Below are 15,063 nucleotides of genomic sequence, written 5' to 3'. Positions count from 1 at the left end.
ACTATCCAGCACCATCCAGCACCACCAGAGAGGCAACACAATGATGTGGACGTCGAAGACCGCGGCTCTCGCCGCGCTCGCACTCGCGGGGGCGGGCATCCTCGCCCTGCCCGCCGCACCGGCACAGGCCGCCGCCAGCACGTTCGAGGCGGGCTCGTTCGAGAGCTCGGCCATCGGCGGGCCCGTCGACTACACGGTCTACCTGCCCGACGGGTACGACGCGTCGGGAGCGACGCGGTATCCGACCCTCTATCTTCTGCACGGCCGCGGCGACACGCAGGCCGCGTGGCAGCAGGTCGGCCCCGACCTCGACGAGCTGATCGCGGCAGGCAGCATCCCGCCGATGGTGGTGGTGATGCCGGATGCGCCGTGGAACGAGCGAGGCAACTACTACGTCGACTCGCAGTACACCGGCGGGGCGACGCCCGGCGTGGCCGTCGAGACGGCGTTCACGACGGAGCTCATTCCGACGATCGATCAGAAGTACGCCACGATCGACGACCGCGCATCCCGCGTCGTGGGCGGCTACTCGATGGGCGCCGCGGGCGCTCTGCGCTACGCCACCGCGCACCAGGACCTCTTCGCGAACGCGCTCATCCTGAGCCCCGCGGTCTACGTGCCGACCCCGCCGGTCGACTCGTCGGCGCGCGAGTTCGGCGCCTACGGCGTGGGCGACCAGGTCTTCGACGAGCAGCGCTACCTCTCGCTCAACTACCCCGCGACGTTCGCCGCGTTCGACCCCGCGTCGCCGCTGCACCTGTTCATCGCGGTCGGCGACGACGAGTACGTGAACCCCGACCCGGCCGACGTGAACCACGACATCGACTACGAGTCGGCGACGCTCTACAACGCGGCCAAGCGCGTGCCCGGAATCACCGCGGAGTTCCGCGTCTACAACGGCGGGCACGACTGGGGCGTGTGGCGCGAGGGGTTCCGCGAGGGCATCCAGGACATCGCGGGCTACCTGCAGACCACGCCCCGTGCGCCGTTCGAGGGAACGCAGCTCGGCACCGCGGGCGACGACCGCGCCGGGGGAGTGCTCGCGCTGAGCGACGGCGGAGTGCAGGCCGTGAACGCGGCGGGAGCGCTCGGCGGCGTCGGCGGGGCCGGCGGCCTCGACATCGTGCTGCAGCGCTTCGCTGCCGACGGTTCCGAAGTGTGGTCGAGCGCCATCGCCTCCGCACTCGACGATCGCGCCTACGGTGTGGTCGCCTCCGCCGACGACTCGGTGATCGTGGGCGGCTACTCGAAGCGCGACCACGCGGGCGCGGTGAACGACGACGTGCTGGTCGCCCGGGCCGGCGGCGACGGAACCGTGCTGTGGCAGACATCCATCGGTTCGGCCTCGGCCGCCGACCGCGCCTACGGGGTGGCGGCCGACGGAGCGGGCGGGGCCTACCTCGCGGGCTACACCTCGGGAGCCCTCGACGGCGAAACGAGTGCGGGCGATAAAGATGCGATGGTCACGCGGGTGGATGCCGATGGCCGGGTCGCGTGGTCGCACCAGTTCGGCAGCACGGGCGAGGACAAGGCCTTCGCCGCGGCCCTCGCGAGCGACGGCGGCGTCTATCTGGCCGGAACGGCCGGAGCCGCGATGCCCGGGGCGTCGAGCTCGGGCGGCTACGACGCGTGGATCGCGAAGTACTCGGCCGACGGAACGCGGGAGTGGCTGCAGCAGTTCGGCACCGAGGAGGGCGATCAGGTCAGCGCCCTGATCGCGACTCCTGCGGGCGTGGTCGCGGCAGGCTTCACCGGGGGCTCGCTGTCTGGAGCAACGGCGGCGGGCGGCAACGACGCCTTCGTGCGCTCGTTCGACGGCTCCGGGGCGGCGCTCTTCACGACGCAGCTCGGAACGGCCGACGACGACAGGGGCGCGGCCCTGGTTGCCGGCCCCGACGGCGCTGTCGTGCTCGTCGGCCACACGGCGGGGCGCTTCGCAGAGGGCGGTGCCGGCGGAGTCGACGTGTTCACCGCGACCCTCGACGCATCCGGCGCCGAGACCGCGCGCAGCCAGTTCGGAACCCCGCAGCGCGACGGCGCCGACGAATACGACGAGGGCAACCTGTTCGCGTCGGCGCGCGGCGACGGCACCGCCGATGTTCAGGGGCTCACCTACGGGGCCGTCGACGGAGCATCCAATGCGGGGTCGGGCGACGTGTTCCTCACGACGATCGAGGTCGGGGTCGATGCGACGGTGCCGGGCGAGGGCGGCCAGCCCGGTGCGGGTGCGGGAGCAGGGACAGGCTCGGGCTCGGCGTCCTCCGGGGGCTCGGGTGTGGCCGGCATGCTCGGCCTCACGGGCATGGATGCGACGGCGCGGCTCGCGCTCGCCGGCATGCTGCTGCTGCTCGGCGCGACGGCGGTGCTGGTGCGCCGCAGAGTTCGCGGGCAGGTGCAGCGCCACTGAGCGGGCTGCCCTTCGACAGGCTCAGGGAACGAGACCACCGGTACCCTCGGTAGATGCCCACCTCGCTCCGCACTCTGCTCGCGGATGAGCGCTTCCACCTGCGCCTGCTCGCGGGCGAGAACCTGGCGCAGCTCGACGCTCCGATCGCCTGGGTGCACAGCTCCGACTTCCCCGATCCGACGCCGTGGCTCGAGGAGGGGCAGCTGCTGCTGACCGACGGCGACCAGATGCGCCCCGGAACAGCGGACGCCGACATCGACGCCTACGTCGCCCGGCTCTGCGACCGCGGAATCCTCGGCCTCGGCTTCGCCACGAGCATCATCCACGACGATGTGCCGCCCGCCCTCGTGCGCGCCTGCGAGACCCGCGGCATCCCGCTCTTCGAGGTCGCCGACCGCACGCCGTTCATCGCGATCATCCGCGCGGTCGCCGACGTGATCGCCCTCGACGAGCGCGAGCGCCTCGAGTGGTCGCTCGACGCGCAGCGCTCGATCGCCCTCGCGGCACTGCGCCCCGACGGCCTCGAGGCGATCCTCGCCGAGCTCGAGCGCCGCCTCGGCTGCTGGGTCGTGCTCTTCGACAGCCTGGGCGACGAGGTGCGCTCATCGCCCGAGCGCAGCATGCCGGCGTCGCTCCACGACGCGGTGCAGGATGCCGTGGGCCAGGTTCTCGCGAACGGATCGCGGGCGGGGGCCCGCCTGAGTGCCGCCGACGGCAGCGTCGTGCTGCAGACGCTCGGCAGCGGCGGCAGCCTGCGCGGGGTGCTGGCGCTCGGAACCCTGGCGCCCCTCGACGGCGCGGGCGCGGACCTCGTGACGAGCGTCATCGCGCTCGCCTCCATCGCGCTCGAGCAGAGTCGCGCGCTCGAGGGCGCACGCCGCGACCTGCGCAGCGGGCTGTTCGAACTGCTGCTCGAGGGCAACGTCGAGGGGGCCCAGAGAACGGCCCGCAGGCTGTGGGGCGACCTCCCGGCAGAGCCGCTGACCGTCACGGTGGCAGCAGCCGCCGACGTGCCAGAGTCGCTTCTCACCGAGCTGGAGCTCGTGTCGGAGCGCCGCCGGGGCACGGTGTTCTTCGCCGAACGCGACGACGAGCTCGTGCTCGTGGCGTCGGCGGTGGGCACGCTCCCTCCGCAATTCGATCGCCTCGCGATCAGGTCGGGCACCTCGGCTCCCGTTGCCTGGACCGAGCTGGCCCGGGGACTCGCCGAGGCCCGCCGCGCGCTGTCGGTCACGACGGCCGAGCGTCCGACGGCCGCGTTCGGCGAGCTCGCCGGATCGGGCGTGCTGGGCGTTCTCGCCCGGGCCGGGGCCCAGGATGTCGCGGCGCGCGTGCTCGAGCCGCTCACGGCATCCGGTCGGAGTGATGTCGACGTGCTGCTCGCCAGCGCGGCCGCCTGGCTCGACGCGAACGGGGCGTGGGACCCGGCGGCGAAGGCGTTGGGCGTGCACCGGCACACGCTGCGGGCGCGCCTCGCGATCGTGCAGCAGCTGCTTGGCCTCGACCTGGACCGCTTCGCCGACAGGGCGGAACTCTGGGCCGCGCTCACCTTCGCCGAGCAGCGCGGCCCCGTTCTCTGAGCTCGTCGTTCCCTGAGCCTGTCGAAGGGTGGCCTGTGTGACCGCCCCACGCGCTAGTTCTGGGGGAAGCCCAGGTTGATTCCGCCGTGCGACGGGTCGAGCCAGCGGCTGGTCACGGCCTTCTCGCGGGTGAAGAAGTCGAAGCCGTGCACGCCGTACGCTTTGTTCGAGCCGAAGATCGAGTCCTTGAATCCGCCGAACGAGTAGTACGCGACCGGCACGGGAATGGGAACGTTGATGCCGATCATGCCCACCTCGATCTCGTTCTGGAAGCGGCGCGCGGCCCCTCCGTCGTTCGTGAAGATCGCGGTTCCGTTTCCGAAGGCGCCGTTGTTGATGAGCGCCACGCCCTCCTCGTACGACGACACCCGAACCACAGACAGCACCGGTCCGAAGATCTCCTCTGTATACGCGCGGGATGTGACGGGCACGTTGTCGAGGAGTGTCGGGCCGAGCCAGAATCCCTCGGCAGCGCCGTCGACCTCGATGCCGCGTCCGTCGACGACGACCGTCGCGCCGTCGGTCGCCGCGATGTCGATGTAGCCGGCGACCTTGTCGCGGTGCGCCTCGGTGACCAGCGGACCCATGTCGCAGTTGCGGCGTCCGTCGCCGGTCTTCAGCCCTGCCATACGCTGCGTGATCTTCTCGATCAGCTCGTCGGCGACGGGCTCGACCGCGACGACGACGGAGATGGCCATGCAGCGCTCGCCGGCCGATCCGAAGCCGGCGTTGATCGCCGCGTCGGCCGTGAGGTCGAGATCGGCGTCGGGCAGCACCAGCATGTGGTTCTTCGCCCCTCCGAGCGCCTGCACGCGCTTGCCGTTCTTCGCCGCCGTCTCGTAGATGTACTGGGCGATGGGCGTGGATCCGACGAACGAGATGCTCTTGACATCGGGGTGCTCGAGCAGGCCGTCGACCGCGACCTTGTCGCCGTGCAGCACGTTGAGAACGCCGTCGGGGAGGCCGGCCTCGGTGAAGAGTTCGGCGAGCCAGTTCGCTGCAGACGGATCCTTCTCGCTCGGCTTCAGCACCACCGTGTTGCCCGCTGCGATCGCGATCGGGAAGAACCACATCGGCACCATGGCCGGAAAGTTGAACGGGCTGATCACGCCGACGACGCCGAGCGGCTGCCGCAGCGAGTACACGTCGACACCGGTCGACACGTTCTCGGAGTACTCGCCCTTGATGAGGTGCGGGAACCCGGTGGCGAGCTCGACGACCTCGAGGCCGCGGGTGATCTCGCCCAGGGCATCGGAGAGCACCTTGCCGTGTTCCGACGTGAGGATGTCTGCCAGCTCGGCCTTGCGCGACGCCAGCAGCTCGCGGAAGGTGAAGAGCACCTGCTGCCGTTTCGTGATCGACGTGTCGCGCCAGCCGGGGAAGGCCGCCTTCGCGCTCGCCACGACCGCGTCGATCTCGGCCTGGTCGGCCAGGGCGACCTGCTTGGTCACCACACCGAGGGCCGGGTCGTACACGGGGGCGGTGCGACCGGATGTCGACAGGTACTCTGCGCCGTCGACCCAATGGTGAACGATGGGCTGGTTCTCGGTGGCGTCGGTCATTGAACTGCTCCTCTTAATCGATAGAGGGGGCCACGGCCACAGCCGCCCCTGCAGTCACGCTACCGCCTGATCGGGCCCGGGTGCAGTGCGGATCTGTCTAATCCGGGCTGTCGCGTTCGCCGTTGTGGCGGGTCGATGCCGGGCGGTGAGAGGCTACGCGAGCCCGTCGCAGTACGCATCGGCTATCGCAGCCAGCTTCTCGCGCGGGACCTGCAGCTTGCTCATCTGAATGAGACCCTGCGAGACGAGGATGATCTGCGAGGCCAGAAGCTCGACATCGAGTACCTCGGGTGAATTCGGGGATGCGTCGGCCAGTCGTTCCGCGACCAGTCGCTCCATCGTCTCGGTCGTGGTGCGGCACAGCTCGATGACCCGATCGTCTCTGCCGCCGAATTCGGCGATGCTGTTGAGCATCAGGCATCCGCGTCGGTCGAGCTGGTTCGAGCAGTCGGAGACGATCACGTCGAAGAACTCGCGAATCGACTCCTCTGCCGTGCTGCCGACAGCCATGGCCGCGCTCACGATGTCGATGCGGGTCTGGCAGTACGACTCGAGAACGGTGAAGAACAGATCGAACTTGCTGCCGTAGGCGGCATAGATGCTGCCATTGCCGACCCTGGTGGCCGCGGAGATGTCGCCGATCGACGTGTTCGCGAATCCGTTGCTCCAGAACAGCTCGCGCGAGGCGTGGCGGAGCATTGCGTCGTCGAACTCCCGGGTACGAGCCATCGTGGTAGTTTACCAAGCGCGTGTGGCGTGCGCGCACTCTCAGGCTGCTTCCGCCGATGAGGTGTAATCTGCCCGACTCTCCCGTGCCTAAAATGAGGGGCATGTGGGGTGACGGCGAGAGAGGCAGCACGTCGCCGTCGGCGAGCCCGGCCCCCTCGGCGAGTGGAGGCCCCGCCTCCTCGGCACCCGGTGCCCGCATCTGCCCCGCCTGCGGCGCGCGATCGGTCGACGCCGCGAACTTCTGCTTCCGGTGCGGCGCGGCGCTGCCGGGCTCAGCGGAGCCGCAGCCCGCCGAACGACGCTTCACGAGCATCCTGTTCGCCGACCTCGTCGGATTCACCGAACTCGCCGAGCGCACCGACGCCGAAGACGTGCGCGAGCTTCTTTCGGGCTACTTCGCCCTCTGCCGCAGCACGATCGAAACGCTCGGCGGAGTCGTCGAGAAGTTCATCGGCGACGCCGTGATGGCGGTGTGGGGCGCCACGCGAACCCGGGAGGACGACGCCGAGCGTGCTGTGCGCGCCGCCCTCGAGCTGACCCGGGCCGTGGGCGACTACGGCCGGGCATCTGGTATGGGCGCACTCGCCGTGCGCGTCGGCGTGGTGACCGACGAGGTCGCCGTCGTGCTCGGAGCGGCCGGCGAGGGCATGGTCACGGGTGCCGCCGTCAACCTCGCCGCACGCCTGCAGGGAGCGGCCGCGCCCGCAACCGTGCTCACCGATGCGCACACGCGCACCCTCACGGTGGATCGCATCGACTTCGGACGAGAGATCCGCGTCGCGATCAAGGGCATCGCCGACGAGGTGCCCGCCTACCCCGCGCTCCGCGTCATCTCCGAGACCGGATCGGGCGCGGCGCCCGCCGCCGAGATCCTCACCGCGCTGGTCGGCCGCGATGCCGAGCGCGACGTGCTCACCGCATCCTTCGACCGTGTCGTGGCCACCGGCCGCCCGCACGTCGCGGTCGTCTCCGCCGACGCCGGCGTGGGCAAGAGCCGCCTGGTGCTCGAGCTGCGCGACCACCTCGACCACGTGCCGATGGCCATCATGTGGCACTCGGCGCGCTGCCTGTCGTATGGCGAGGGCGTCTCGTACTCGGCCCTGTCGTCGGCCGTGCGCTCCCGCATCGGCTCGGTCGAGGGCGAGAGCGAGGCTGTTGCGCTGGGCCGCCTGCGCACCAAGCTCGTGAGCTGGACGCCGGCGAACTCGACCCAGCTCGACGATCTCGACTGGATGTGCGAACGGCTCGCGCCCCTGCTGGGCGCCGATGCCGACGGCGCTCCGCTGCTGACCTCCGGCTCCGCGGGCTATGGGCGCGACGAGTACTTCGCCGCGTGGTCGCTCTGGTTCGAGCGGATGTCCGCCGGAGAGAACGCTCCCGTCGTCTGGGTGATCGAAGACGCGCACTGGGCCGACGACGGCCTGATCGACTTCGTGGAGCATCTGCGCCGAGAGAATCCGGCACCCGTGCTGATCGTGATCGTCACGCGGCCCGAGCTGCTCGTGCGGCGGCCCGCCGTGGGCGTGGGCGAGAACACCACACTGCTCGAACTCTCGCCCCTCGACGAGGAGTCGATCGTGGCACTCATCGCCGGACTCGCTCCCGAGCTGCCCCGCGACGTGCTGCATCTGCTCTCCGCCCGCGTCGGCGGCGTTCCCCTCTACGCGCGCGAGCTGCTGCGCAGCCTCGTCGACGACGGCCTGCTCGAAGACACGGTGCAGGGCCTGCGCCTCGCCCCGGGAATCAGCGCCCGGATGCTGGCCGACGCCGAGCCCCCCGCGAGCCTGCGCGTGCTGATCGCGTCACGCCTCGACGCACTCGAGCCGGGTGCGCGGCTCGTGGCCCAGCTCGCCGCCGTGCTCGGATTCTCCTTCTCCATGCCCGCGCTCGCCGCGGTGTCGCGACGCTCGCCGGGCGACCTCGCCGCAGACGTCGCCACGCTCGAGACCCGCGGCATCCTGATCTCGATCACCGACCCGCTGTCGTCGGAGCGCGGGCAGTACGTGTTCAGCCACCCGCTCATCAGGCAGGTGGCCTACGAGATGCAATCGCGCAGGTCGCGCAGCGAGCGGCACCTCGCCACGGTCGACTTCCTCGAGAGCGCCCCCGACGAGGGCTCTCGGGCCGCGGCCGTCATCGCCCAGCACCTCGTCGACGCACTGCAGCTGCAGACCGCACCGTCGGCATCCACCGAATCGGCCGCGCGCCGAGCCGTGCACTGGCTGCTGGCCGCCGCCGACTCGGCCCGACGACTCGGGGCGGCGACCGCGGCCACGCGTCTCTACGAGCAGGCCATCGATGTGTGGCCGCTGGCGAATCCGGCCGGCCGCGACGCCGACGGGCGCACCGTGCGCGACCTCGAGGAGCTCGCCCGCGAGGTGGCCACGTCGCCGGTCGGCACGTGACGGCGCCGCCTACGAGTTGACGTAGGCCCTGAGCGACCCGACGTCGCTGAGAGTCACGCGGCGACCGTCGACGGTGATGCGTCCGTCTCGGGTGAGGGTGCGCAGCGCCGTGTTGAGCGACTGGCGCGCGACGCCGAGCTGCGCCGCGATGCCCGCCTGGCTCATCGGCAGTTCGACGGTGACCTGATTGAGGTCGTGGCGCCACTCGGGAATGTAGGTGAGCAGCAGCTTGGCGAGCCGGCGAGGCAGGTCGAGGAATACGAGGTCGCTCTGGGCGCCGGTGAGGCGCCGCACGATGGAGGCGAGCTCCTCGACGACCGACATCAGCGCCTCGGGCGAGCTCGTGAGAAGGGCCCGGATGCGATCGGCCGGCACCGCGATCACCTCCGCCTCGTCGATCGACTCGGCCGTCGCTGAGCGCGCGAGGCCGTCCATCACCGAGAGGTCGCCGATCGTGCCGCCGCCCTCGACGACGGAGAGGCCGAGCTCTGTGCCCTCCGACGAGCGCCGGGCGATGCGGATGCGCCCCGTGCGCACGATGTAGAAGTGCGCGCTGGCCGTGCCCTCCTCGAACAGCAGTTCGCCACGGCTGAGCGACACGACGAAACTGTGCGCGGTGAGGTCTTCGAGCTGCTCATCGGTGAACGGCGCCATCAACGAGGCGCCGCGCAGGTCGTAGATCGTTACTCCGGAGGCCATTCCGGCAGGCTACCAGCGGGGCCTCGCCCATCCGCGCCCCGTGGGTGCATCCGCTCCCGGCCGTCCGGCAGCGGATGCACCGAAGGGGCGCGGATATGCGAACGGCTCAGGACGCCGCGCTCAGGCTCTTGAGGCCCGCGAACTCCAGGTACTGCCGTCCGGCGTGGCTGATGTAGGTCACGAGGGTGCGCCCGCAGGAGCGGCACAGCATGATCACTCCCTCGGCATCCCGCTCGACGATCGCCTCGCTCAGAGCGGCGGCGTCGCCGCAGTGCCGGCACGTGCCGACCGCCGTCGTGATGTCGATGCTCAGAATCTCGCCGAGGGGGCCTGCGGCCGCGTTGCCGTCGACGCGGCTCACGGGGACGTTCGCTTGCTGGGCGTGCTCGGGCATGTCAGCTTCCTCCGAAACGCTCGGTCTTGATTCGTTCGGCCGGATGCCCCAGGTCGACCAGGATGCGCGCGACCGCCTCGACGAAACCGGTCGGCCCGCAGACATACACGAGCGGGTTGTCGGCCACGGGCAGGGTGGATGCCTCGATGTCGGCCCGAGTGACGCGTCCGGCCGTGCGCGCGAAGCCGGCTGGGGCGGTGCGGGTGTAGACCCAGTCGAGGGCGAAACTGTCGTCGACGAGTCCCTCGAGTTCCGATGCGTAGTACGCGTCCTCCGGCGCACGAACCGAGTACAGCATCCGGAATTTCGCCGCGCTCGCCGCCGCCCGGTGCGCACGGGCGATCGACACGAGCGGAACGATGCCGGACCCGCCGGCGATGAGCTGCACCGGCTCGATCTGGGAGTCGCGCCAGACGAAGAAGTTGCCGAGCGGCCCGCGCACCTCGAGCATGTCGCCGGGCTGCACGTCTTGCACGAGATAGGGCGAGACCTCGCCGTCGGGCAACTCGTCGACGGCGAGCTCGACGCTGTGCCCGTCGCCGAACGAGGCGATCGAGTACGAGCGCACGGCCTGGTAGCCGTCTTCAGCGGTCAGGCGCAGGTCGAGGTGCTGTCCGGCCAGGTTGCCGGGCCACTCGGGCACGTCGAGAACGAGAACACGGCCCTGGGGCGTCACACGCATGGCCCGGGCCACCGTTCCTACAAGCCAGCCGGCGACGATCGCCACTACCAGTACCGCTGCTCTTTCCAGGGGTCGCCGTACATGTTGTAGCCGTTCTGCTCCCAGAAGCCGGGGTCGTCGTCGGAGTGCATGCGGATGCCGTGCACCCACTTGGCGCTCTTCCAGAAGTAGAGGTGCGGAACGAGCAGCCGGGCAGGGCCGCCGTGCTCGGGGTCGAGCGGCTCGCCGTCGAACTCGAAGGCGATCCAGGCCTTGCCGCCGAGCAGGTCTTCGAGGGGGACGTTCGTCGTGTAGCCGCCGTACGACGAGACCATCGTGTATTCGTCAGAGGTGTCGATGTCGGCGAAGAGGGTGTCGAGAGAGACACCGCGCCATGACGTGCCGAGCTTCGACCAACGCGTCACGCAGTGGATGTCGGTGTGCACGTCTTCGATGGGCAGAGCCATGAGCTGGTCCCAGCTCCAGGTCGTCACGGCACCGGACTCGGTGGTGATGCTGAAGCTCCAGTCGGCGATGTCGATGCGGGGAGTGGGCCCTGCCGACAGCACCGGGAAGTCTTCGGTGAGGTACTGGCCCGGGGGAAGCTCCGGGTCGGACTCGCGCCTGCGAGCCCCGAAACCGCGGGAGAAGACTGCCATGGTGTGCTCCTTGTTCTGGTGTGGGTGGATGTCGCAGGTGCCTGTATCGATTGTGCCCTAAACGCTGCCATAAGCGGTGGGTGACAACATCTATTGCCGGATGGAATCTATTGCCGGCTGGCTGCCCGTGCCCGGCGCCGCATGAGGGTTCCGGCCGTGACCGTCGCGGCGAGCACGAGCACCACGAAGACGAGCAGCACGGCGGTGGGGGGCTCGAAGGCGAGCGCGGCGCCCACGACCAGCACGGGGATGGCGAGGCCCGCGTAGGCGACGAGGAAGATGAGCGCGAGCGTCTCTCCCCTGCGCTTCGGGTCTGCGAGCGAGACGGCGGTGCCAATCGCCCCCTTGAACAGCAGGCCCACACCGAGTCCGGCGATAACGCCGCCCCCGATGAAGAGAACGATTTGCGGAAGCAGCGCCCCGAGTGCAACGAGGACGAGCCCGGTCGAGCAGGCCGCGATGGCGATGGTGAACTGCCGGTAGACCGGGACGGGCGTCAGCAGGATCTGACCTGCGGCTGCGGCGGCGAAGACGGAGAAAGACGTGGCCCCGGCCAGCAGGTGGTCGCCGGCCTGGAACGTGACCACGAGGAACGTCGGTGCGAGCGAGGTGAAGAGTCCGAACACCGCGAAGCCCGAGAACGCCCCGAAGGCTGCGATGACGAAGGGCCGGCGTGCGCCCTCCGGCACAGACAGCTTCTGCGGGTGGTAGGCCGGCCGCTCGTCGGGAACGTCGACGGTCTCGGGCACCAGCATGAGCGCCACGGCGGCCACGATGAGCACGAGCAGGAACACGAGGTGAGGCAGCACGAGGGGGTCGGGCAGGAACTCGGCGAAGAGCCCGCCGATGAGCGGCCCGAGCGAGAGGCCGCCCAGGTTCGCCGCGCCCGAGACGGATGCCGCGACCACGGTGTTCTCATTCGGCCGCGCTGTGGCGCGCAGCTCGCCCAGGTGCGCCGTGGCCGTCGCCGTGAGCATGCCGATGCTCGCCCCGTTGACGAGGCGGGCGACGATGAGCCCCGGAACCTCGGGGAACAGCAGGAAGAGCACGGCCGACAGGGCGGAGACGAGGACGGCGACGACGAGCACCCGGCGCCGGCCGAGCCAGTCGCTCACGTGCCCCGCGAGGTAGAGGCTCACGATCACGCCGACCGCATACGCGGCGAAGATCAGCGTGATCACGAAGGCCGGGAACCCGTCGCGCTGCTGGTACAGCGGGTACAGCGGCGTGGGCACGGTCGAGTAGGCCATCACGAGAAGGAAGGTGACGGCGACGATCCAGAAACCGGCGCCGTGTCGAACGGTCGGGATGCGACGGGGCATGGGTGCGTCGGGTCCTCTCGGCGGGTGCGGCTCGGCTTCGGTTGAGACGTGCAGATGCCATCCTCTCGCGCCCCGGAGGCCGCCGAGTGTGCACGGTATCGACGTTCGACGTATGTCGAATGCCTTCGAGGGTGATCTTGTCTAGGTTCGTCGTATGACCGACGCGACCGAACCCCTGCATGTGAGCCAGCACCACCGCACCACGCTCGAGCACATCGAGCGCCACCCCACCACCCACAACCTCGAGTGGAACGACGTGATCGGTCTCCTCGACGAGGTCGCCGATGTGCGTGAGGAGCACGACGGCAAGTTCGTCGTGAAGCTGGGCGAGGGGCGCATCGTGCTCACGAAGCCCAAGCACAAGGATGTCGACGAGCAGATGGTCCTCGACCTTCGTCGACTGCTCCACGACGCGGGGTACACGAGCTCGAACAAGTAGCCGCACGCGCCGCCTCCCCCTGAAGAGGGAGGTGCCTCGCCCCGCGTTTCGCTAGCGTGAGTGCTGTGACGAACAGCAGGGTCGATGCACTCGACGACGCATGGGTGCGCCCGCGGCCGTTGCGCCGGGGGTACAGGAACGACGCCGTGCTGGCCGTGGTCGTTTTCGTGCTGAGCCTCGGCAGCCTCGAGCTCTACTACTCGATCGGCTTCTACCCCGACCCGGCGCCTGTGTGGCTCGGAGTGCTGATGGTGCTGCTGCAGAGCGCGCCCCTGGCGTGGCGGCGGCGCTACCCCGTGTCGGTGCTCGTCGTCAGCGCGGCCGTGTTCATGGCCGTTCAGATACTGAACGTGCCCGAAGTGCTCTTCAGCAACATCGCCTTCTTCATCGCCATGTACACGGCCGGAGCCTGGGGCAGGCACCGTCGCCTCTCGATGGTGTCGCGACTCGTGGTGATCGCGGGCATGTTCGTGTGGCTGTTCTCGGCGCTGCTCGCGCCGGCCTTCGCCGCCAGCCTCGCAGACAGGGATGTCGTGGGCTCGGTCTCACCGGTCGTCGCGGTCGGTCTCGTGACGATTCTGCAGAACCTGCTCTATTTCGGCGGCGCCTACTACTTCGGCAGCAGGGCCTGGATCGCCGCTCGCGAGCGCGCCGCCCTGCAGGACCGCACCGAGCAGCTCGCCGAGGAGCGCGAGCGCACGGCGGCCCAGGCCGTGTCGCTCGAACGCCTGCGCATCGCCCGCGAACTGCACGACGTCGTCGCGCACCATGTCTCCGTGATGGGGGTGCAGGCCGGCGCCGCCCGGCGTGTGCTGCAGCGCGACCCGCAGCAGGCCGTCGAGTCGCTGTCGGCCATCGAGTCGAGCGCGCGCGAGGCGGTCGACGAACTGCACCGCATGCTCACCACGCTGCGCGACGACAGCCGGCCGATCGAGGCGGGCGACGCGGTCGACGGTCCCAGCATGCACGGTGTCGAGCAGCTGCCCGAGCTGCTCGGCGACGCCCGCTCCGCCGGGCTCGCCGCCGAGCTCACCATCGTCGGAGACCCGCGCCCGCTCAGCCCCCTGGTGTCGATCACGGTCTACCGCGTCGTGCAGGAGGCCATCACGAACGCCATCAAGCACGCCGGCGCATCGGCGTCGATCGATGCGCGGCTGCGCTACCTCGATGCGGTAGTCGAGGTCGAGGTCACCGACTCGGGCGGGCTGCCCGCTGGCAGCGCCACCGGGCAGGGCTCCGGGCTCGGCATCGTGGGCATGCGCGAGCGACTCGCGGCGGTCGGCGGCACTCTGGAGGCGGGACCCCGCGCTCGCGGCGGCTACCTCGTGCGGGCCGACATCCCGACCGCGTCCGCGATCGCACGCCCGAGGGAGGCGACGCAGTGACAGACGCAGAGATCCGCGTGCTGCTGGTCGACGACCAGGATCTGCTGCGCAGCGGCATCCGCATCATCCTCGAGAGCGAGCCCGGAATCGTGGTGGTCGGCGAGGCGCGCGACGGGCACGGCGCACTCGAACGCATCAGGCAGGTCTCTCCCGACGTGGTCTGCCTCGACGTGCAGATGCCCGGCATGGACGGGCTCACCGCAACCCGCCTGATCACGGCCCTCGAGCATCCGCCCGCCGTTCTGGTGCTCACCACGTTCGATCGCGACGACTACCTGTTCGAGGCGCTCGAGGGCGGAGCCAGCGGCTTTCTGCTGAAGAACAGCACGCCCGAGCAGCTCGTCGACGCGGTGCAGATCGTCGCGCGCGGCGATGCGCTGCTGAGCCCGGACGTGACGCGCCGCGTGATCGAGCGGTTCGCGCAGCGCGACGCCGGTGCCAGGGCCGCTGCGGCGAGTGCGGCCGGGTCGGATGCCGCTGCCGCGGCCACCGCGGCCTCGAGCGCGGCGGCCGCCGCCATGATCTCCGACCTCACGGCCCGCGAACGCGACGTGCTCGGCTTCGTGGCGCGCGGCATGAGCAACGCCGAGATCGCGGCGGAGCTCTTCCTCGGAGAGGCCACGGTGAAGACCCACGTCTCGAAGGTGCTGCAGAAGCTCGGCGTGCGCGATCGCATCCAGGCCGTGGTCTTCGCCTACGAGCACGGCATCGCGGTTCCCGGCGCCTGAGTACCTCTGCCTGATCTTCTCCGCCTGCGGGAGGAGGAGGGCTGCGCGCGCTACGTCTGGCGGGGGATGTGAGCGTGCGCGGCCCTCAATAGC

At 70.2% G+C, this 15,063-nt stretch carries 13 protein-coding genes; 6 read left to right on the top strand and 7 right to left on the bottom strand.

The genetic code is table 11. The annotated features are described in order from the left end of the window. Positions 1-40: 40 nt before the first annotated feature. A complete protein-coding gene (locus ASF06_RS08735) occupies positions 41-2,407 on the top strand; it encodes an alpha/beta hydrolase-fold protein (RefSeq protein WP_055945624.1) in 2,367 nt (788 codons plus the stop codon). A gap of 53 nt (positions 2,408-2,460) precedes the next feature. Beyond that, entirely contained in the window at positions 2,461-3,987 is a 1,527-nt protein-coding gene (locus tag ASF06_RS08730; RefSeq protein ID WP_055945622.1) for a PucR family transcriptional regulator, read from the top strand. A 53-nt stretch (positions 3,988-4,040) separates the two neighbouring features. On the opposite strand, the gene ASF06_RS08725 is transcribed toward ASF06_RS08730, so the two are convergent. After that, positions 4,041-5,549, bottom strand: a complete 1,509-nt coding sequence (locus ASF06_RS08725) for a CoA-acylating methylmalonate-semialdehyde dehydrogenase (RefSeq protein WP_055945620.1) — start codon at positions 5,547-5,549, stop codon at positions 4,041-4,043. Positions 5,550-5,702: 153 nt separating this feature from the next. Further along, positions 5,703-6,278 (bottom strand): TetR/AcrR family transcriptional regulator, encoded by a 576-nt coding sequence (locus ASF06_RS08720; RefSeq protein ID WP_235500949.1) that lies wholly within the window; start codon positions 6,276-6,278, stop codon positions 5,703-5,705. A 101-nt stretch (positions 6,279-6,379) separates the two neighbouring features. Between ASF06_RS08720 and ASF06_RS08715 the strand changes: the two genes are divergently transcribed. Further along, a complete protein-coding gene (locus ASF06_RS08715) occupies positions 6,380-8,683 on the top strand; it encodes an ATP-binding protein (RefSeq protein WP_055945616.1) in 2,304 nt (767 codons plus the stop codon). A 9-nt stretch (positions 8,684-8,692) separates the two neighbouring features. On the opposite strand, the gene ASF06_RS08710 is transcribed toward ASF06_RS08715, so the two are convergent. The 5 genes from ASF06_RS08710 to ASF06_RS08690 form a co-directional block, all read right to left on the bottom strand. Continuing rightward, positions 8,693-9,382: a Crp/Fnr family transcriptional regulator gene (locus tag ASF06_RS08710; protein WP_055945614.1), complete on the bottom strand. Its 690-nt coding sequence runs from the start codon at positions 9,380-9,382 to the stop codon at positions 8,693-8,695. 106 nt (positions 9,383-9,488) lie between these two features. Then, positions 9,489-9,776, bottom strand: coding sequence for a DUF6510 family protein (locus ASF06_RS08705; RefSeq protein WP_055945612.1), 288 nt, complete (start codon positions 9,774-9,776; stop codon positions 9,489-9,491). A 1-nt stretch (position 9,777) separates the two neighbouring features. Beyond that, a complete protein-coding gene (locus tag ASF06_RS08700; protein ID WP_326941375.1) occupies positions 9,778-10,503 on the bottom strand; it encodes a ferredoxin reductase in 726 nt (241 codons plus the stop codon). Continuing rightward, positions 10,503-11,096, bottom strand: a complete 594-nt coding sequence (locus ASF06_RS08695; RefSeq protein ID WP_082500797.1) for a sulfite oxidase-like oxidoreductase — start codon at positions 11,094-11,096, stop codon at positions 10,503-10,505. The genes ASF06_RS08700 and ASF06_RS08695 overlap by 1 nt, the downstream gene beginning before the upstream one ends. A 107-nt stretch (positions 11,097-11,203) precedes the next feature. After that, entirely contained in the window at positions 11,204-12,418 is a 1,215-nt protein-coding gene (locus ASF06_RS08690) for an MFS transporter (protein WP_082500796.1), read from the bottom strand. Between the two features lie 154 nt (positions 12,419-12,572). On the opposite strand from ASF06_RS08690, the gene ASF06_RS08685 reads away from it, so the two are divergent. From ASF06_RS08685 to ASF06_RS20010, 3 genes are all read left to right on the top strand, one after another. Then, positions 12,573-12,857: a hypothetical protein gene (locus ASF06_RS08685; protein WP_055945608.1), complete on the top strand. Its 285-nt coding sequence runs from the start codon at positions 12,573-12,575 to the stop codon at positions 12,855-12,857. 65 nt (positions 12,858-12,922) lie between these two features. Then, on the top strand, positions 12,923-14,242 hold the full coding sequence (locus ASF06_RS20015) for a sensor histidine kinase (protein WP_055945606.1): 1,320 nt from the start codon (positions 12,923-12,925) through the stop codon (positions 14,240-14,242). Then, the gene (locus tag ASF06_RS20010) at positions 14,239-14,970 is read left to right on the top strand and encodes a response regulator (RefSeq protein ID WP_055945604.1); all 732 of its coding nucleotides are present in this window, start codon (positions 14,239-14,241) and stop codon (positions 14,968-14,970) included. The genes ASF06_RS20015 and ASF06_RS20010 overlap by 4 nt, the downstream gene beginning before the upstream one ends. Positions 14,971-15,063 lie beyond the last annotated feature (93 nt).

Source organism: Agreia sp. Leaf244 (assembly GCF_001422695.1).
Classification (GTDB): domain Bacteria; phylum Actinomycetota; class Actinomycetes; order Actinomycetales; family Microbacteriaceae; genus Agreia.
This window is presented reverse-complemented; position numbering and strand designations above follow the sequence as displayed.